Origin of the sequence: Methylobacterium tarhaniae, from assembly GCF_001043955.1 — a bacterium.
Lineage (GTDB): Bacteria > Pseudomonadota > Alphaproteobacteria > Rhizobiales > Beijerinckiaceae > Methylobacterium > Methylobacterium tarhaniae.
Window position 1 is genome coordinate 1 of sequence record NZ_LABZ01000034.1, and the last position, 16,128, is coordinate 16,128.

Here is a 16,128-nt window from a genome sequence, read left to right on the forward strand (position 1 = left end):
CCGGCTCCGACCTCGCCTCGGTCCGCACCAAGGCGGTGCGGGAGGGCGATGGCTGGCGGGTCAACGGCACCAAGCTGTGGACCACCAACGCCACCCACTGCCAGTTCATGATCCTGTTCTGCCGTACCGGGCCGCTCGACCGCGAGCACCGGCATGCCGGCACGAGCCAGTTCATCGTCGATCTGAGCCTGCCCGGAATCACCATCCGCCCGGTCCGCAACCTCGTCGGCGAGCACCATTTCAACGAGGTCGTGTTCGAGGACGCAGTACTGCCCGAGGACGCGCTGCTCGGGCGCGAGGGCGAGGGCTGGGCCCAGGTCACCGGCGAGCTCGCCTACGAGCGCAGCGGGCCCGAGCGCTTCCTGTCGTCGTTCTGGCTCCTCGTCGAGCTGGTGCGGGCACTGCAGCCGGCGGCCGACGCGCGGGCCGAGATCGCGCTGGGGCGGCTCGGCGCGCAGCTCATCACGCTGCGGCGGATGTCGCGCTCGGTGGCGGGCCTGCTCCAGGCCGGCGCCGATCCGGCGCTGGAAGCCGCGATGGTCAAGGATCTCGGCGCCCTCGTCGAGCAGGAGATCCCCGAGATCGCCCGCGACCTCATGGCCGAAGGTCCGCCGACGCTGCAGAGCCGGACCTTCGCGCAGGTGCTGGCCTACACCACGCTGCACGCGCCGTCCTTTTCGCTGCGCGGCGGCACGCGCGAGATCCTGCGGGGCATCATCGCCCGCGGGCTCGGGCTCAGATGATCGGAGACGCATGATGACCGACGCGGTGCTCTACGAGCAGGATGGCGGGATCGTCACCCTGACGCTCAACCGGCCGGAGAGGCGCAACCCGATCTCCGAGCGCGACGTCGTCGACGGCCTCGTCGCGGCCCTCGGCCGGATCGGCGCCGATCCGTCCGTGCGGGTGGCGATCCTGACGGGGGCCGGCTCGGCCTTCTCGTCCGGCGGGGACCTGCGGGCGATGCAGGACGCGCTGGAGGAGCGCGCCCAGGATCCCAGCTCCACCATGGCCTACTACACGCAGGGCATCCAGCGCATCCCGCTCGCCTTCGAGGCCCTCGACGTGCCGGTGATCGCGGCGGTGAACGGCCCGGCGATCGGCGCGGGCACGGACCTCGCCTGCATGTGCGACCTGCGCATCGCCGCCGATACGGCGCGCTTCGCCGAGAGCTTCGTCAAGATCGGCATCATCCCGGGCGACGGCGGCGCCTGGCTGCTGCCGCGGGTCGTCGGCTGGTCGAAGGCCTGCGAGATGGCGCTCACCGGCGACATCGTCTCGGCCGCGGAGGCTCTAGCCTGCGGGCTCGTCTCGCAGGTGGTGCCGGCCGGCGAGCTGATGGCGGCGGCCCGGCGGCTCGCCGAGCGCATCGCCGTCAACCCGCCCCAGGCGGTCCGGGCGACGAAGCGCTTGCTGCGCGAGGGACGTTTCGCGACCCTTCCCTCGTTCCTGCAGCTCTCGGCCACGGCGCAGGCGGTCGCGCACACCACCACGGAGCACCGGGAGGCGCTCGCCCGGGCTCTCGCGCGGACATCGAAGGGGTAGAGCATCGTCCAGCCACGCTATTCGCGCCCTTTCCCGGATCTCCTTCCGCGATCGCTCCAGTCGTCCGGGGAAGGGCGTGGCTCTCGAGACAGCGTCAGTTCGTGAGGCGCACCTCCATCGGCGTGCCATGTACGGTGATAGTAGCGAGATCGACTTGCGGCGACAGCCCAAAACAGAATCGTCCGTGTTCGCTCTGCTCTCGCATGACAGGATTCTGCGCTCCGCTTCACCTCCGGAGCTGGCTGATGATCATCGATTCCGTCGCGCGCCGTACCGGACGGATCGATCCTGACACCCCGACCCGTTTCACAAAGAACAGGCATCGACGATGACCACCAGAAACCCCATGTCCCTCATCGGCCGTACGGTGCTCGTCACCGGGGCCAGCCAGGGCATCGGCCTCGGGGTCGCGACGCTCGCGGCGGAATTGGGCGCGAACGTCGTCCTGGCCGACATGAACGCCGCCGGGCTCGAGACCGCGCACGCCGCCTTCGCCCCGGACCGCGTCCTCACCGGGGCGGGCGACGTCGCCGATCCGGACTTCGTCGAGGATCTCGTCGCGCAGGCCTCGTCGCGCTTCGGTGTGGTCGACGGGCTGGTGAACACCGCCGGCATCACCCGCCCGGCGATGATCGACAAGATGACGCTCGCGCAGTGGGACCAGGTCCTGCGGGTCCACCTCACGGGCGCATTCCTGTGCATGCAGGCCGTCGGACGCCGCCTGATCGCCCGGCACAAGGCCGGCGAGCCCGTGCCGGCGGCGATCGTCAACGTATCGTCGGATGCAGGGCGCCAGGGGACGATCGGCCAGATCAACTACAGCGCCGCGAAGGCCGGTATCCTCGGCGCCACGATGAGCGCGGCCCGGGAATGGGCCCGCTACGGGATCCGGACGAACACGGTGTCGTTCGGCGTCGTCGAGACACCGATGACGGAGGTGGTCCGCAGCGAGAAGTTCCGCGACACCTACCTGGCCAAGATCCCGCTCGGCCGCTGGAGCACGCCCGAGGAGGTCGCGCCGCCGGTTTGCTTCCTGTTGTCCGAGGCCGCCTCCTTCATCACCGGCCAGTCGCTGTCCGTGAACGGCGGCAGCGAGATGAACGCCTAGGGCACTGCCCGGTCGCGCTGCAATCGGGCAGTGCCCTAGGTCTTTGATTGTGCGGCATTCTCTTCGACGAACCGGTATCCGCTTCGTCGGACAATGCTCTCGCCGAGGGCCCGGACCGCGGGGAGCGTGCCGCAGCCGAAACAAGATCCACCACAATAAGATCCAGGGAGGAACATCATGAGAAGGACCATCAATCTCGCGCTGCTGCTCGGCTTGCTGGCAGCACCGGCGGCGGCGCAGAACGAGAAGCCGATCAGGATCGGCGTCCTGAGCGACCTCGGCGGCGCGTTCGCGGATGTGAGCGGGCCGGGATCCGTCCTCGCGGCGAAGATGGCGGCAGAGGATTACCGGGCCCGGCACCCGGGCCGTCCGGTCGAGGTCATCTCGGGCGACCACCAGAACAAGGCCGATATCGGCTCGACCATCGCCCGGCGCTGGACCGACACCGAGGCCGTCGACCTGATCATCGACGTCCCGAACTCGGCCGTCGCCCTCGCGGTGAGCGAGATCGTCAAGGCGCGCAACCGCACTTTCCTGGTCACGGGCGGCGTCTCGAGCGCGCTCACCGGCACGCAATGCTCACCGAACACCGTCCACTACTCGCTCGACACCTGGACGATGGCGAACGTGCCGACCCAGGCTCTCGTCGCCCAGGGCGGCAAGACCTGGTACTACGTCACGGCCGATTACGCCTTCGGCCACGACATGCAGCGGCAGTCGACGAAGGCCTTGGAGAAGTCCGGCGGCAAGGTCGTGGGCAGTGTCAATTATCCGTCGAACACGATGGATTACTCGTCGTTCCTGCTCCAGGCCCAGGCCTCCAATGCCGACGTGATCGCGCTCGCCGCCGCCAACGGCGACTTCGTCAACGCGATGAAGCAGGCGGTCGAATTCAACCTGATGGGCGGCAAGCAGAAGGTGGTGGGCCTCGCCGTCTACATCTCGGACATCATCTCCCTGACCTCCCGCATCGCCAAGGGCGCGGTCGTGACCAACAACTGGTACTGGGACCTCAACGACCAGACGCGGGCGTTCAGCGCCCGGTTCGCCAAGCGGTTCAACGGCAAGGTGCCGACGGATCTCCAGGCCGGTGCTTACGCGGCCGTCACCAACTTCCTCGCCGCCGCCGACGAGGTCGGGGCTTCGTCCGACGGCCGCGCGGTCGTGGCGAAGATGAAGTCGCGCCCGAACCACGATCCGCTCTACGGCGAATCGACGATCCGCCAGGACGGCCGGCGCACGACCCCGGTCTACGTGTGGACCGTGAAGGATCCGACGCCCGGCAAGACCTACGACCTGTTCGAACTGCTGCGCACCGTGCCGGTGAGCGAGGCCTACCGGCCGCTCGCGGAGGGCGGCTGCCCCCTGGTGACGGCGGCGAACTAGGGACGCCCCAGGCACGCGCAGAGGCTTGCGCCCCAAAATTATACTCCGTAGTATGTTTGTATCACGTCGATCGGAAGCCATGCGCCAAGCTCTCGAAGGGGCGGACATCGTCCCGCTCACGATGTCGCTGATCCAGCTGACGGGCGACCTGACGCTGCTCGACGCGGTCAGACCCCATATCCGGGGTCCGTGGGACTATTCGCACTCGGTGCCCGACGACCTCGCCGCCGCGATCCGGTCCCGCCTCGACGCGGAGCTCGACCGGCTCGCGGCGGGCGGACAACCCGCGCTGGCAACGCCCGCGCCGGACCGGATCCGGGCGATGATGTCGGCGGCCGTCGGCGAGGAGGTGCCGGCGGAGTACGTCCCGATGCTGCTGCAGCAGATGAGCCTCGTTGCGGAACCGGCCGCCCCGCCCGAGCCTGAAGCCCCCGTCGATGCCGGTCGGTTCCGGGTCGTCATCGTCGGGGCCGGCGTCTCAGGCATCGCCGCCGCGATCAGGCTGCGGCAGGCCGGCATTCCCTTCCTCGTCATCGAGAAGAACCCCGAGGTCGGCGGCACCTGGTACGAGAACCGCTACCCCGGCTGCGCCGTCGACACGCCCAACCACTTCTATCAATTTTCCTTCGAGCCGAACAACAACTGGCCGCGATATTATTCCCATCGCGAGAGCATCTGGGATTATCTGAATCGCTGCACCGACAAGTACCGTATCCGCGACGCGATCCGCTTCGGGTGCGAGGTCGTCTCGGCCCATTTCGACGAGGCGTCGCACCGGTGGCGGGTGACCTGCCGCGACGAGGCCGGCCGGGAGACCGTCGAGGCCGCCAACGCCCTGATCTGCGCGGTCGGCCAGCTCAACCGGCCGGCCGTCCCGGCCCTCCCGGGACTCGCGGACTTCAACGGGGAGACCTGCCACACGGCCACCTGGACCGAGGGCACCGACTTTGCGGGCAAGCGCGTCGCGCTGGTCGGGACGGGTGCGAGCGGCGTCCAGATCGGTCCGCGGATCGCCGGCACGGCCGCGTCGCTTCACGTCCTCCAGCGCTCGGGAGCCTGGATCGTCCGCAGCCCGAACATCCACCGCGAGGTCTCGCCCGACAAGACCTGGGCGCTCGACGCGATTCCGTTCTACGCCGCCTGGTACCGGTTCCAGCTGTTCTGGGGCTTCGCCGACGGCCTGTTCCAGGCCCTGCGGATCGACCCGGCCTGGCATGGGGCGCCCGGCTCGATCAGCGCGCTCAACGAGCATTACCGGACGCGCATGCTCCGCTACATCGAGCGCGAGCTCGAGGGACGCCCGGATCTCCTCGCGAAGGCCGTTCCCGACTACCCGCCGTTCGGCAAGCGCGTGCTCGCCGATCCGGGCTGGTTCTCCATGCTGCGCCGGGACAATGTCTCGCTCGAGACCGCCGGCATCGCGCGCGTCGAGCCGGAGGGGATCCGCCTCGCGGACGGCCGGCTGATCGCGGTCGACGCCATCGTCTTCGCCACCGGGTTCCAGGCGGGCCGGATGCTCTGGCCGATGGACATCCGCGGCCGGGGCGGGCGGAGCATCCGGGACGTCTGGGGCGACGACGACCCGCGCGCCTATCTCGGCATCACGGTGCCGGGCTTCCCGAACATGTTCGTGATGTACGGCCCGAACACCAATCTCGGCCATGGCGGCAGCGCGATGTTCCTGGCCGAGTGCCAGGTCCGCTACACCCTGTCGTGCCTCACAGCGATGATCGCGCAAGGGTGGGCCGAGATGGAGTGCCGGACCGACGTCCACGACGCCTACAACCGACAAGTCGACGACGAGTTGTCGACCCTGGTCTGGACCCATCCGAGCGTGAACAGCTGGTACAAGAACGCGAAGGGCCGGATCACGACCAACCAACCCTGGCGATTGGTCGATTACTGGCGGATGACGAAGGACGTCGATTTTTCCGACTACCACACGATGGCGGCTTGACCGCCGGTCCGGGGAGGAAACCATGGCCGACAGGCCTCTTTTCGGCGAGGGCGCGGCCTTCGTCATCGGCGGCAGCGGCGGCGTCGGCCAGGCGATCTGCCAGGCGCTGGCGGAAGCGGGGACGAACGTCGCCCTCACCTACCGGAGCAACGAGGAGAAGGCGCGCGGCGTCGTGCGCGCGATCGAGGGGCAGGGCCGGCGGGCGTCGGCCCTGCCCCTCGACCTCACGGATCGGGCGGGCACGGCCGCCGCCGTCGCGCGGGTCGCCGCCGAGTTCGAGGGCATCCACTCGCTCGTGCTGGCGACGGGCGCCGACATCAGCATGTCGTACACGGCCGAGATCGACCCAGATGAGTGGGACCGGACGATCGCGGGCGACTTGACCGGCAGCTTCAACGTCCTGCGCGCCGCGATCCCTCATCTTCGCGCGGCGCGCGGCGCGGTGGTGGCGATCACCTCGGCCGGCCTCGTCCGGCACCCGCCGAAGGATATCCTGTCCGTCGTCCCGAAGGCCGGAATCGAGGCGCTGATGCGCGGCATCGCCCGGGAGGAGGGCCGCTGGGGCGTCCGGGCGAACGCCATCGCTCTCGGGGTGATCGATACCGGCCTGTTCCACCGGCTGGAGCAGCGGCTCAGCCCGGATTTCGTCGAGGCGATGCGGCGCAACACGGCCCTGCGCCGGTTCGGAACCGCCGCGGAGGTCGCCGATCTCGCGGTGTTCCTGGCCTCGGCGCGGTCCGGCTTCATCACCGGCCAGAGCATCGCGCTCGACGGCGGCTACTCGGTCTGAGCCGCGTTCGCGCGCGGCTCCCCCCTCCCTCGTGGTCGCGGCCGTCCTCCGCGACGAACCATGCACCGGGAACGACGGCTATGGCGGAACAACGGCCCACGATCGGACGGCTCCTGCGGGACTCAGCCCGCCTGCACGGTGAGACGGCCTTCGTCGACGACGAGGCCGGCGCGATCACGTTCGCGGCGTTCGACCGGGACGTGGACCGCTTCGCCGCCGGCCTCCTCCGCCTGGGGATCGAGCGCGGGGACCACGTCGCGGTCTGGCTGCCGAACGGGCGCGACTGGATCCTGGCCTTCTGCGCGGCGGCGCGGATCGGCGCGGTGATCGTGCCGGTGAACACGCGCTACAAGCTCGACGAGGTGCGCTACGTCCTTGAGCAATCGGACGCCAAGGCCCTCGTCATGCTGCCGCGCCTGTGGCGGACCGATTCTTACGCGATGCTGCTCGAGATCGCGCCGGGCGTCGCCGAGGCGGCGCCTGCCGGCCTCGCGGTTCCCGAGCTCCCGGCCCTTCGGACCGTGATCCTCGCCGACGAGGCCCCGCTGCCGGGCACCGTCACGATGGCCTCGGTGATGAACGGGGACATCGCCGGGATCGCGGAGGCGGAAAGTGCCGTCATCCCGTCGGACCTGCTCCTGATCTGCTACACGTCGGGAACGACCGGCAAGCCGAAGGGCGTGATGCACAGCCATCACGTGATCCGCCAGGCGACGCGGGTCGGGACCGCGATGCATGTCGAGCCCGGCGACCGGGTCATGGCGCACATGCCGTTCTACCACTCCGCCGGCCTGTTCATGGCGCTCATCCCCGCCCTCGCCCTCGGCGCGACGCTGGTGCCGATGGTGCAGTGGGACACCCGGGGGGCGCTCTCGCTCATCGAGGCCAAGCGCGTCACGATGTTCGGCGGCATCCCAACGCACTACTACGACATGGTCGAGGCGGTCAGGAACCACCCGGCCGATACGTCGAGCCTGAAGGCGGCGTGGATCGGCGGTTCCGCCGTGATGCAGGAGACGTTCGAGGGCATCAAGCGGACGCTCGGCATCGACAAGCTCCTTTCGACCTACGGGATGACGGAGAACACGATCTCGACCTCGTTCAATGCCTGGGACGATCCGGCCGAGATCTGCTGCCGCAATCAGGCGCCGCTCCTGTCGGATTGCGAGGTCAGGATCGTCGATCCGGAGACCGGGGCCGAGAGGCCGCCCGGGCAGGACGGCGAGGTCTGGTGCCGCGGCGACACCGTGATGATCGGCTACTACAAGGATCCCGCGGCGACGAAGGCCACGATCACGCCGGACGGCTGGCTCCGCACCGGGGACATCGGCAACCTCGACGCCCGCCGCTACCTCACGATCACCAGTCGCCTCAAGGAGATGCTGAAGATCGGCGGCACCAACGCCTCGCCGATCGAGATCGAGCAGCACCTCGCGGCGCATCCCTCCATCCGCTCGTCGGTCGTCGTCGGGGCGCCCGATGCCCGGCTCGGGCAGGTCGCCTACGCCTTCGTGGAGCTGCACGCCGGGGCCGATGCGACGGGTGCGGAGATCGTCCGCTTCTGCGCCGACCGGATGGCGGACTACAAGGTTCCGCGCCACGTCGCGTTCGTGGAGGAGTTCCCCCGCACCGCGACGGGCAAGATCCAGCGGGCCGTCCTCGCCCGGCAGGCCGAGGCGAACCTCGCGGGCGGGCAGACCGACTGACCGGATTGGCGGACGGAGCGCACGATGATAGCCCGCTCGGCCGCTTGTGTCGGCAACGGTGCGGGCGAACCGGACGAGGGCTCATGCGAGGACCCATGGCGGCAGGCACGAGGACGCGCACCCGTGCGGGATCGGCGGAGCGCGACGGCGCCCCCCACGGCCCGGACGAGAACAGGGCCGAGGTCCTGCGCGCCGCAGCGATCGCCTTCATGGCGCACGGCTATGCCGCGACGTCGATCGACACGGTCGCCGACGCGCTCGGCGCCACGAAGGGACGGGTCTACTACTATTACCGCAGCAAGACGGACCTGTTCTTCGACATCCACCGGCAGGCGATGACGATGAACCTGTCGGTGATGCGCCCGCTCGCCACGAGCGCCCGTCCGCCCCGCGACCGGCTGGTCTCGATGGCGCGGACGCACGCCATGCTGGTGATGGACCACCTGCCGACCCAGCGGGTCCTCAACCAGGGCGTCGAGCTCCACCTGTCCGGGCGGACGACCGCACCCCAGCGCGACGTCCTGGCCGAGCTGATGGCCATGCGTAGCCAGTTCGAGCGCCTCTACGTCGACGTGCTGGCGGAGGGGGTCGCCTCCGGGGACTTCCGCGCGCTCGATCCGCGACTCGGCGCGAAATCGGTGCTCGGCGCACTCAACTGGATGACCGTGTGGTACAGCCCGCGCCCGGACGAGTCGGCGGAGACGCGCGACCGCATCGCCGACGAGCTCGCGACGTTCGTCCTCCACGCCGTACGGGCCGCGCCGTGACCCGGGACGACCTGTATTTCGACGACGTCGCCGTCGGCAGCGAGTTCGTCAGCGGCGAGCGCCTCGTGACCGAGCGCGATCTCACGTCATTCGCGGAGATCTCGGGCGACCACCATCCGATCCACGTCGATCCGGATTTCGCGGCCAGGAGTGTCTTCGGCCAGCGGATCCTGCACGGGCCGTTCGGCATCGCGGTCGTGCTCGGCCTATTCGGCCAGTTCCGGTCGTTCGCCGCCGCGGCGGTCGCGCTCACGGACATCCAGGACTGGCGGTTTCGCGCGCCGATCTTCGTCGGCGACCAGTTGACCCTGCGGATGCGGATCGGCGCCAAATCCGCCGGCAAGTCGGGCCGCCACGGGATCGTCCAGCGCGACATGAGCCTCGTCAAGCAGGACGGGACCGTCGCCCAGGACGGCCGGATGGGGCTCCTGATGGCCTGCCGGGCGGCGCCGCCGGAGGTGTAGGCTCCCCCGGCGAGGCTGTCGTGACGTCGAAGGATCACCGCGCGAGCGGCGACACGACGTCGCTGAACGCCGTCGCGAGCGAGGTTTCGACGTCGATGACGGTCGGGACGCCGGCGGTCGAGGCCTCGTGCAGGGCCTCGTGCAGCGCCGTATCCAGCTCGTCGGGGGCGGTGACCTTGATGCCGCGGCACCCCATCGCCCGCGCCATCGCGGCGTGGTCGAACTCGTCGAACCGGGTCGCGAAGTCGCCGCGGGAATGCTTGGACCAGCCGAGCGCGTGGTTGTTCAGGATCAGCGTGACGATCGGGACGTCGTTCTCCAAGGCCGTCATCAACCCGTTCATGGTCATGGCGAAGCCGCCGTCGCCGCAGACCGCGACGACGGGCCGGTCGGGATGGACGATCTTCGCGGCGATCGCCGAGGGGATGGCGTAGCCCATCGGTCCGGCGCCGGCGGCCTGCAGGAACGAGCCCGCCCGCTTCGACTGGAAGTCATGCGTCATGAAGATGCGGTTCTCGCCCGCGTCGCAGGTCACGAGACCGTTCTCCGGCAGCGCCTCGTTCAGCGCGGCGATGATGCGCTGGGGGGCGACCGGCGAGCCCCCGGCGGCGCGTTCCGGGCCGTCGAAGTAGCCGTGGGCCCGGCGGAGGGCCGCGACGCGGGCGAGGCCGGCGGCAGCGTCGCGGCGCCGCCCGAGGGCCTCGCGGAGCTGCTCCATCACCGTCCCGGCCTCGCCGAGCAGGGGATGCTCGACAGGGAAGGTCCACGACAGGTTGCGCGGCTCGACGTCGATCTGGATGAAGGTCTGGCGCTCGGGATCGAGGAGGGCCGGGTTCTCGCGGGCGGTGTCGGAGGCGGTCAGCTTGGAGCCGACGATCAGGACACAATCGGCCTCCTGCACGCAGGCATTCGCGGCTTCGAGCCCGAACGTGCCGAAGACGCCGAGGGCCAGTGGATGGGTCTCGGCCATCACGCTCTTGCCGGACGGCGTCGACACCACCGGGATCCCGGCTGACTCCGCCAGGGCCCGCAGGGGCTCGAAGGCCTGGGCGATGCGCACGCCGTTACCGGCGACGATCACCGGACGCGCGGCCCGCGCCAGCGCCTCGGCCGCATCCGCGACCGCCGCCTCCGAGGCGCGCGGCAGCGCCCCCGGCAGGTAGGCGCCCGTCGGGTAGAGCCGCGGCATCGTCCCGGGGCCGACGCGCCCCGCCAGGGCGGCGATGCTGTAGAGGACCGCCACCGGCCCGCGCTGGCCGGCCAGCGCGTGCTTGATCGCGAGCTGGGTGCCGTGCACCGCGGATGCCGGGTCCAGAGCCGGGAAGACCTCCTTCGTGACCCCCCTGAAGGCCGTCCGGGCGTCCCAGTTGCCGTACTCGCCCGTACCCGACTGATAGGGTGCGTGCAGCGAGAAGGCGGGCGTATCGCTCAGGTCGGTCAGGAGCAGCATCGGCGAGGAGGAGAGCAGCGCCTCGATCGTCCCGAGCAGGCCGTTGCCGAGCACCCAGGGGCCCTGGCCCAGGAGCACGCCGGGCCGTCCCGTCAGCCGGCCGTAGGTCTCGGCCATCACGGCGCCCAAGGATTCTTCGCGCACGAGCACGGTCCGGATGCTGTTCTGCCGCTTCGACAGGGCTGTGAAGACGTGGCCCGTATGGCCGCCGGAGATGCCGAACACGGTGTCGATCCCGGCCTGTTCGAGCACCAGCGCGATGGCGTCGCCCGTCGGCATCTCGTCGTCGAGGAGGCGTTGGATGGGCATGGGGTCCGTCCGTCGTTAGAGGCCTTGAGCGGGATGCGCGGGCGGGGTCAGCCCATGAAGAAGCCGCCGTTCACGTCGAGGGTGGCGCCGGTGATGAAGCCCGCCTCCTCGGAGGCGAGGAACGCGACCGTGGCAGCGATGTCGTCGGCGGTGCCGATGCGGCCGACGGGGATCCGCTGGACGTACTCGCGGTTGGCGTCCGCGCCGGCGACGGCGGCCATCGGGCTCTCGATGCGGCCGGGCGCGATGCAGTTCACCGTCACCCCGTCGCGCCCGACCTCGGAGGCCAGGACACGGGAGAGGCCGATCATGCCGGATTTCGAGGCCGCATAGGCCGCCCCCGCGATGTCGGCCCGCGTGCGCGCCGCCTGCGAGGCGATGTTCACCACCCGGCCGAAGCCGCGTTCCTGCATCGCCGGAGTCGCCGCCCGGCAGAGCAGGAAGGCGCCGGTCAGGTTGACGGCGAGCACGCGGTTCCACTCGGCGAGGTCGGTGTCGCGGACCGGGATCTTCCTGCCGTCGCGCTTGGGCGAGATGCCGGCATTGTTGACCAAGATGTCGAGGCTGCCGTGGTCGCGCCGGGCCCGCGCCACCACCTCGCCGCACCAGGCCTCGTCGGTGACGTCGCCCGGCACCGCATTCACCCGGTGGCCCTTCTCCCGCAAGGCGGCGGCGCTGTCGGCGAGATGGGCTGCGACGTCGGTGATCAGGACGATCGCGCCCTGCATGGCCAGGCGCTCGGCGATGCCGAGCCCGATGCCGCCGGCCGCGCCGGTCACGAGGGCGACGCGCTGTGTTCCGCGGGTCATGGTCTTCCCTCCCTGTCAGCTCTGCTGCGGCCGCACGACGACCTTCGAGGCTTCCTTGGTGAGCGAGAGCCGGAAGCCCTCGATCGTGTCGGCGAGGCCGACGCGGTGCGAGATCAGCGGCCGGAACTCCTCGCCGGATTCGGCGAGGAGCTTCAGGACGGTCGCCCAGGTCGACCGCAGGGCGCCGTGCGAGCCGCGCAGCTGGTGCTTGCCGCGCACGAGCGCGGTCAGGTCGACCGAGACAGGCCGGGAATGGATGCCGGCGGCGACCAGGATGCCGCCCCGGCGCAGGACCGAGAGGCCGTCGGTCACGCTCGCGGCCACCCCGGTCGCCTCGAACACCCGGTCGACCTTGCCGCCGGCAAGGCGGGTGACGGCGGCAGCCAGCTCCTCCTCGGCGAGATCGACGGTCGCGGCGAAGCCGAGCCGCCGGGCACAGGCGAGGCGCACGGAATCATCCTTTCCGACGACGATCACCTTCGCAGCCCCGGCGCGGCGGGCCATCAGGGCGATGCCGAGCCCGATCATCCCGGCGCCGAGCACGACGACGGAGTGGCCAAGCCTCACCTCGCCGGTCTCCACCGCCCGCGCGCTGACGCAGAGCGGTTCCGTCAGGGAGGCGAGCTCGGAATCGACGCTGTCGGGCAGCGCGAAGCACGAGGCGGCCGGCGCCGCGACATGGGTCGCGAAGGCGCCGTGACGGGTGAGCCCCAGGGTGACCTTACGCTCGCAATTCTCGGGCTGGCCCTCGCGGCAGGCCGGGCAGGCGCCGCAGGAGATCGACGGCCACACCGTGACGCGCTGCCCGATCTCGGGAAAGGCGACGTCGGGCGCCGCCTCGACCACCGTCCCGGCGAATTCGTGGCCGACCGTGAGTGGCATGAGCGGCGTCATCCACTCGTAGCCCGATGTCCACTCGTAGACGTGGACGTCGCTGCCGCAGATGCCGCAGGCCTCGACCTCGATCAGGACCTCGCCGGGCCCGGGAGCCGGGCGCGGCACCTCCGCAAGGGTCAACCCGTGTTCGGGCTGGGATTTCTGCACGGCGAGCATGGTGGTGCGACCTCCCGAAGGTTTGGTGTCAATCATCGTGTGCGTAGCGGCGCCCGAGCCCGACGAGCCCGGTCGCGAGGAGCGCCAGCCCGAGGGCGACGAGCCCCAGGGCGATCGGGCGCTCCCACAGCCCGCCGAGCAGGTCGCCGTCGGTGATGAGCAGCCATTGCCGCAGCGACCGCTCGAAGGTCGGGCCGAGCACGAAGGCGAGGATCAGCGGCGACAGGTCGTAATGCCCGCGGCGCAGCGCATAGCCGATCAGGCCGAACGCCACGGTCAGCCCGATGTCGAAGGTGGAGAGGTTGGTCGAGTAGACCCCGATCACGCACACCATCAGGATCATCGAGGCGAGGTAGGCCCGCGGAATCTCGAGCGCCTTGACGAAGAGGCCGATCAGCGGAACGTTCAGCACCACCAGGATGACGTTGCCGAGATACATCGACGCGATGACGCCCCAGAACACCTCGGGATGCTGCTCCATGATCAACGGACCGGGCACGACGCCGTGGATCAGGAAGGCGCCGAGCAGCAAGGCGGTGACCGCATTCGACGGAATGCCCAGAGTGAGGAGCGGCACGAAGGCCCCGGCCGTGCCCGAGTTGTTGGCGGCCTCCGGCCCGGCGACGCCCTCGATCGCGCCCTTGCCGAATTCGCGCGGGTCCTTGGCGAGCTTGCGCTCGACCGCGTAGGACAGGAACGAGGCGAGGACCGCGCCGCCGCCCGGCAGGAGCCCGACCACGAAGCCGAGCACCGAGCCGCGCGCGATCGGCATGACGCTGCGCCGGGCCTCGTCGCGGTCCGGCAGGAAGGCGAGGAGGCGGCGGGGCGGGGCCAGGATGGAAGCCGGCTCCTCCCGGGTCCGCGCGAGCATCAGCAATTCGGAGATGCCGAACAGCCCGATCGCCAGGGGCGCCACGTTCACGCCGTCGATCAAGTCCGGCAGGCCGAAGGTCATGCGGGGGGCGCTCGTGATCGGGTCGAGCCCGATCGTGCCGAGGGCGAGGCCGAACGCCGCCATCACCAGCGCCTTCAGCACGCCGGCCTCGGCGAAGAACATGATGAGGCAGAGGCCCGCGAACATCATGGCGGCGTACTCGCCGGGCCCGAAGGACAGGACGACCCGCGCGAGAAGCGGCGAGATGAAGGTCAGGCCGAGGATCCCGAGCGTGCCGGCCACGAAGGATCCGATCGCCGCAATCCCAAGCGCCGCGCCGGCGCGTCCCTTGCGGGCCATCTCGTAGCCGTCGAGGCAGGTGACGACAGACGAGGCCTCCCCGGGGATCCGCATCAGGACGGAGGTGATCGTGCCGCCATAGGCTACTCCGTAATAGATGCCCGACAGGAGGATGATCGCGCCCGTGACGTCCATCTTGAGCGAGATCGGCAGGAGCAGCGCGATCGTCGTCGTCGGGCCGAGGCCCGGCAGCACGCCGACCACCGTGCCGAGGAAAGCCCCGAGCAGACAGAGGGCGAGGTTGTCGACGGTCAGGAGGACCGAGACGCCGTGGAGGAGGCCGTCCGTCATGGTTCAGAGCAGCCTGACGACCCGCAGGCCGCGCTCGCCGGGGCCGTCGGGGAACTGGACGTTGAGGGCGGTGCCGAACAGGAGCACGATCGCGCCGATCAGCGCGACCGCATAGGCGAGCGAGGCGGACCAGGAGCGTCCCTCGGCGAAGCGGAGGATGACGAACACGGTCAGGAGGCCGGGCAGCACGAAGCCGAGCCAGGGAACGGCGGCGGCGATGGCCACGCAGGCCGCCGCGTAGATCGCGAAGGTCCGGTCGAGCCCGTCGGCCGGGGCATCCCGGTCGGAATCGGTCCCGTCTGCTTCTGCCTTGCCCGGTTCGGTCTTTCCTGGCGCGACGACCAGCGCGAGGGCGAGGCACCCCATCAGGCAGACGGCCGCCTTCGGCATCAGGCCCGGGCCCGGCCCGTCGTCGGTCCAGACCTCGAGGCGGCGGGTGGCGAGCCAGGCGGCACCCGCCGCGAGGGCGAGGCCGAGCGGAACGGCGCGGTGCGGGAGCGCGGGCATCGGCTACTTCCTTTTCGCCAGGCCGGCCTCGGCCAGGTCCCTGCCCATCTCGACGAGGCCTTTGTCGAGGAAGCCCCGATACTCGGCGCCGCTCATGTAGTTCGGCGACATCCCGAGCTGCTCGAAGGACTTGGCGACCTCGGGGCTCCGGGCGGCCTGGGCGAAGGCCTGCCGCAGGACGTCGAGTCGGGACGTGTCGATGCCCTTCGGGCCCGCGAGCCCGACCCACGAATCGATCGAGATCCCGTAGCCGAGATCGACCAGCGTCGGCATGTCGGGCCGCTCGGTCCAGCGGACGGGGCTCGCCGAGGCCAGGCCGCGCAGCCGGCCGGCCTCGATGAGACCCAGCATCTCGGTCGGCGTCTGGACGACGGCATCGACGTGCCCGCCGAGCGCCGCCGTCACCGCCTCCGCGCCGGACGGATAGGGGACGAACTGGAACCGCAGGCCGAGCTTCTTGCCGAGATTGGAGAGCGCGAGGTTGTTCGGCGGACCCGACGCCGCGAAGGTGACCCGCCGGGCCCGGGCCGCAGCGACGAGATCCTCCATCGACCGGATCTGCGAGGTCGCTGCGACCGCGATCCCGTAGCGGAATCGGCCGAACCCGCCGATGTAGTCGAAATCGTCGATCTTGTAGGAGACGTCCATCAGGTGCGGGCTGATCGCCATCGGGGCGAAGCTCGTGACCCCGATCGTGTGGCCGTCCGGCTTCTGGGCGGCCACGAAGGTCGGCCCGGTCGTCCCCTGCCCTC

15 protein-coding genes are annotated in these 16,128 nt (G+C 70.3%); 9 read left to right on the top strand and 6 right to left on the bottom strand.

All coding sequences use genetic code 11. From position 1 onward, the window contains the following. From VQ03_RS06130 to VQ03_RS06170, 9 genes are all read left to right on the top strand, one after another. Window positions 1-743: acyl-CoA dehydrogenase family protein (locus VQ03_RS06130; RefSeq protein WP_048449991.1), on the top strand; the 743-nt coding region annotated here is incomplete at its 5' end. Between the two features lie 13 nt (window positions 744-756). Next, the gene (locus tag VQ03_RS06135) at window positions 757-1,545 is read left to right on the top strand and encodes a crotonase/enoyl-CoA hydratase family protein (RefSeq protein ID WP_048450002.1); all 789 of its coding nucleotides are present in this window, start codon (window positions 757-759) and stop codon (window positions 1,543-1,545) included. 346 nt (window positions 1,546-1,891) lie between these two features. Then, complete coding sequence (locus VQ03_RS06140) at window positions 1,892-2,653, top strand: SDR family NAD(P)-dependent oxidoreductase (RefSeq protein WP_245291983.1); 762 nt, start codon at window positions 1,892-1,894, stop codon at window positions 2,651-2,653. 177 nt (window positions 2,654-2,830) lie between these two features. After that, a complete protein-coding gene (locus VQ03_RS06145; protein WP_048449993.1) occupies window positions 2,831-4,039 on the top strand; it encodes an ABC transporter substrate-binding protein in 1,209 nt (402 codons plus the stop codon). A gap of 79 nt (window positions 4,040-4,118) precedes the next feature. Next, the gene (locus VQ03_RS06150) at window positions 4,119-5,996 is read left to right on the top strand and encodes an NAD(P)/FAD-dependent oxidoreductase (RefSeq protein ID WP_053078426.1); all 1,878 of its coding nucleotides are present in this window, start codon (window positions 4,119-4,121) and stop codon (window positions 5,994-5,996) included. Between the two features lie 22 nt (window positions 5,997-6,018). Next, window positions 6,019-6,786, top strand: a complete 768-nt coding sequence (locus tag VQ03_RS06155) for an SDR family NAD(P)-dependent oxidoreductase (protein WP_048449995.1) — start codon at window positions 6,019-6,021, stop codon at window positions 6,784-6,786. 80 nt (window positions 6,787-6,866) lie between these two features. Next, complete coding sequence (locus tag VQ03_RS06160; RefSeq protein WP_048449996.1) at window positions 6,867-8,492, top strand: class I adenylate-forming enzyme family protein; 1,626 nt, start codon at window positions 6,867-6,869, stop codon at window positions 8,490-8,492. 95 nt (window positions 8,493-8,587) lie between these two features. Continuing rightward, window positions 8,588-9,259 (top strand): TetR/AcrR family transcriptional regulator, encoded by a 672-nt coding sequence (locus VQ03_RS06165; RefSeq protein ID WP_157063979.1) that lies wholly within the window; start codon window positions 8,588-8,590, stop codon window positions 9,257-9,259. After that, the gene (locus VQ03_RS06170; protein ID WP_048449997.1) at window positions 9,256-9,723 is read left to right on the top strand and encodes a MaoC/PaaZ C-terminal domain-containing protein; all 468 of its coding nucleotides are present in this window, start codon (window positions 9,256-9,258) and stop codon (window positions 9,721-9,723) included. The genes VQ03_RS06165 and VQ03_RS06170 overlap by 4 nt, the downstream gene beginning before the upstream one ends. A gap of 34 nt (window positions 9,724-9,757) precedes the next feature. On the opposite strand, the gene VQ03_RS06175 is transcribed toward VQ03_RS06170, so the two are convergent. From VQ03_RS06175 to VQ03_RS06200, 6 genes are all read right to left on the bottom strand, one after another. After that, complete coding sequence (locus tag VQ03_RS06175; protein ID WP_053078427.1) at window positions 9,758-11,482, bottom strand: thiamine pyrophosphate-binding protein; 1,725 nt, start codon at window positions 11,480-11,482, stop codon at window positions 9,758-9,760. Between the two features lie 47 nt (window positions 11,483-11,529). Next, on the bottom strand, window positions 11,530-12,291 hold the full coding sequence (locus VQ03_RS06180; protein ID WP_048449998.1) for an SDR family NAD(P)-dependent oxidoreductase: 762 nt from the start codon (window positions 12,289-12,291) through the stop codon (window positions 11,530-11,532). Window positions 12,292-12,306: 15 nt separating this feature from the next. Further along, the gene (locus tag VQ03_RS06185; protein ID WP_048449999.1) at window positions 12,307-13,344 is read right to left on the bottom strand and encodes a zinc-dependent alcohol dehydrogenase; all 1,038 of its coding nucleotides are present in this window, start codon (window positions 13,342-13,344) and stop codon (window positions 12,307-12,309) included. A 28-nt stretch (window positions 13,345-13,372) separates the two neighbouring features. Then, window positions 13,373-14,869, bottom strand: coding sequence for a tripartite tricarboxylate transporter permease (locus tag VQ03_RS06190; protein ID WP_048450000.1), 1,497 nt, complete (start codon window positions 14,867-14,869; stop codon window positions 13,373-13,375). 3 nt (window positions 14,870-14,872) lie between these two features. Next, on the bottom strand, window positions 14,873-15,376 hold the full coding sequence (locus VQ03_RS06195; protein WP_048450001.1) for a tripartite tricarboxylate transporter TctB family protein: 504 nt from the start codon (window positions 15,374-15,376) through the stop codon (window positions 14,873-14,875). Between the two features lie 3 nt (window positions 15,377-15,379). After that, window positions 15,380-16,128 (bottom strand): tripartite tricarboxylate transporter substrate binding protein (locus VQ03_RS06200; protein ID WP_048450005.1); only part of this gene is annotated, 749 nt, incomplete at its 5' end.

What these genes read in the sequence shown, in the direction of transcription:
- VQ03_RS06150 (WP_053078426.1), top strand. Translation starts at nt 4,119, where the DNA reads ATGCGCCAAGCTCTCGAAGGGGCGGACATCGTCCCGCTCACGATGTCG.
- VQ03_RS06190 (WP_048450000.1), bottom strand. Translation starts at nt 14,869, where the DNA reads ATGACGGACGGCCTCCTCCACGGCGTCTCGGTCCTCCTGACCGTCGAC.
- VQ03_RS06165 (WP_157063979.1), top strand. Translation starts at nt 8,588, where the DNA reads ATGGCGGCAGGCACGAGGACGCGCACCCGTGCGGGATCGGCGGAGCGC.
- VQ03_RS06160 (WP_048449996.1), top strand. Translation starts at nt 6,867, where the DNA reads ATGGCGGAACAACGGCCCACGATCGGACGGCTCCTGCGGGACTCAGCC.
- VQ03_RS06145 (WP_048449993.1), top strand. Translation starts at nt 2,831, where the DNA reads ATGAGAAGGACCATCAATCTCGCGCTGCTGCTCGGCTTGCTGGCAGCA.
- VQ03_RS06135 (WP_048450002.1), top strand. Translation starts at nt 757, where the DNA reads ATGACCGACGCGGTGCTCTACGAGCAGGATGGCGGGATCGTCACCCTG.
- VQ03_RS06140 (WP_245291983.1), top strand. Translation starts at nt 1,892, where the DNA reads ATGTCCCTCATCGGCCGTACGGTGCTCGTCACCGGGGCCAGCCAGGGC.
- VQ03_RS06155 (WP_048449995.1), top strand. Translation starts at nt 6,019, where the DNA reads ATGGCCGACAGGCCTCTTTTCGGCGAGGGCGCGGCCTTCGTCATCGGC.
- VQ03_RS06185 (WP_048449999.1), bottom strand. Translation starts at nt 13,344, where the DNA reads ATGCTCGCCGTGCAGAAATCCCAGCCCGAACACGGGTTGACCCTTGCG.
- VQ03_RS06180 (WP_048449998.1), bottom strand. Translation starts at nt 12,291, where the DNA reads ATGACCCGCGGAACACAGCGCGTCGCCCTCGTGACCGGCGCGGCCGGC.
- VQ03_RS06195 (WP_048450001.1), bottom strand. Translation starts at nt 15,376, where the DNA reads ATGCCCGCGCTCCCGCACCGCGCCGTTCCGCTCGGCCTCGCCCTCGCG.
- VQ03_RS06175 (WP_053078427.1), bottom strand. Translation starts at nt 11,482, where the DNA reads ATGCCCATCCAACGCCTCCTCGACGACGAGATGCCGACGGGCGACGCC.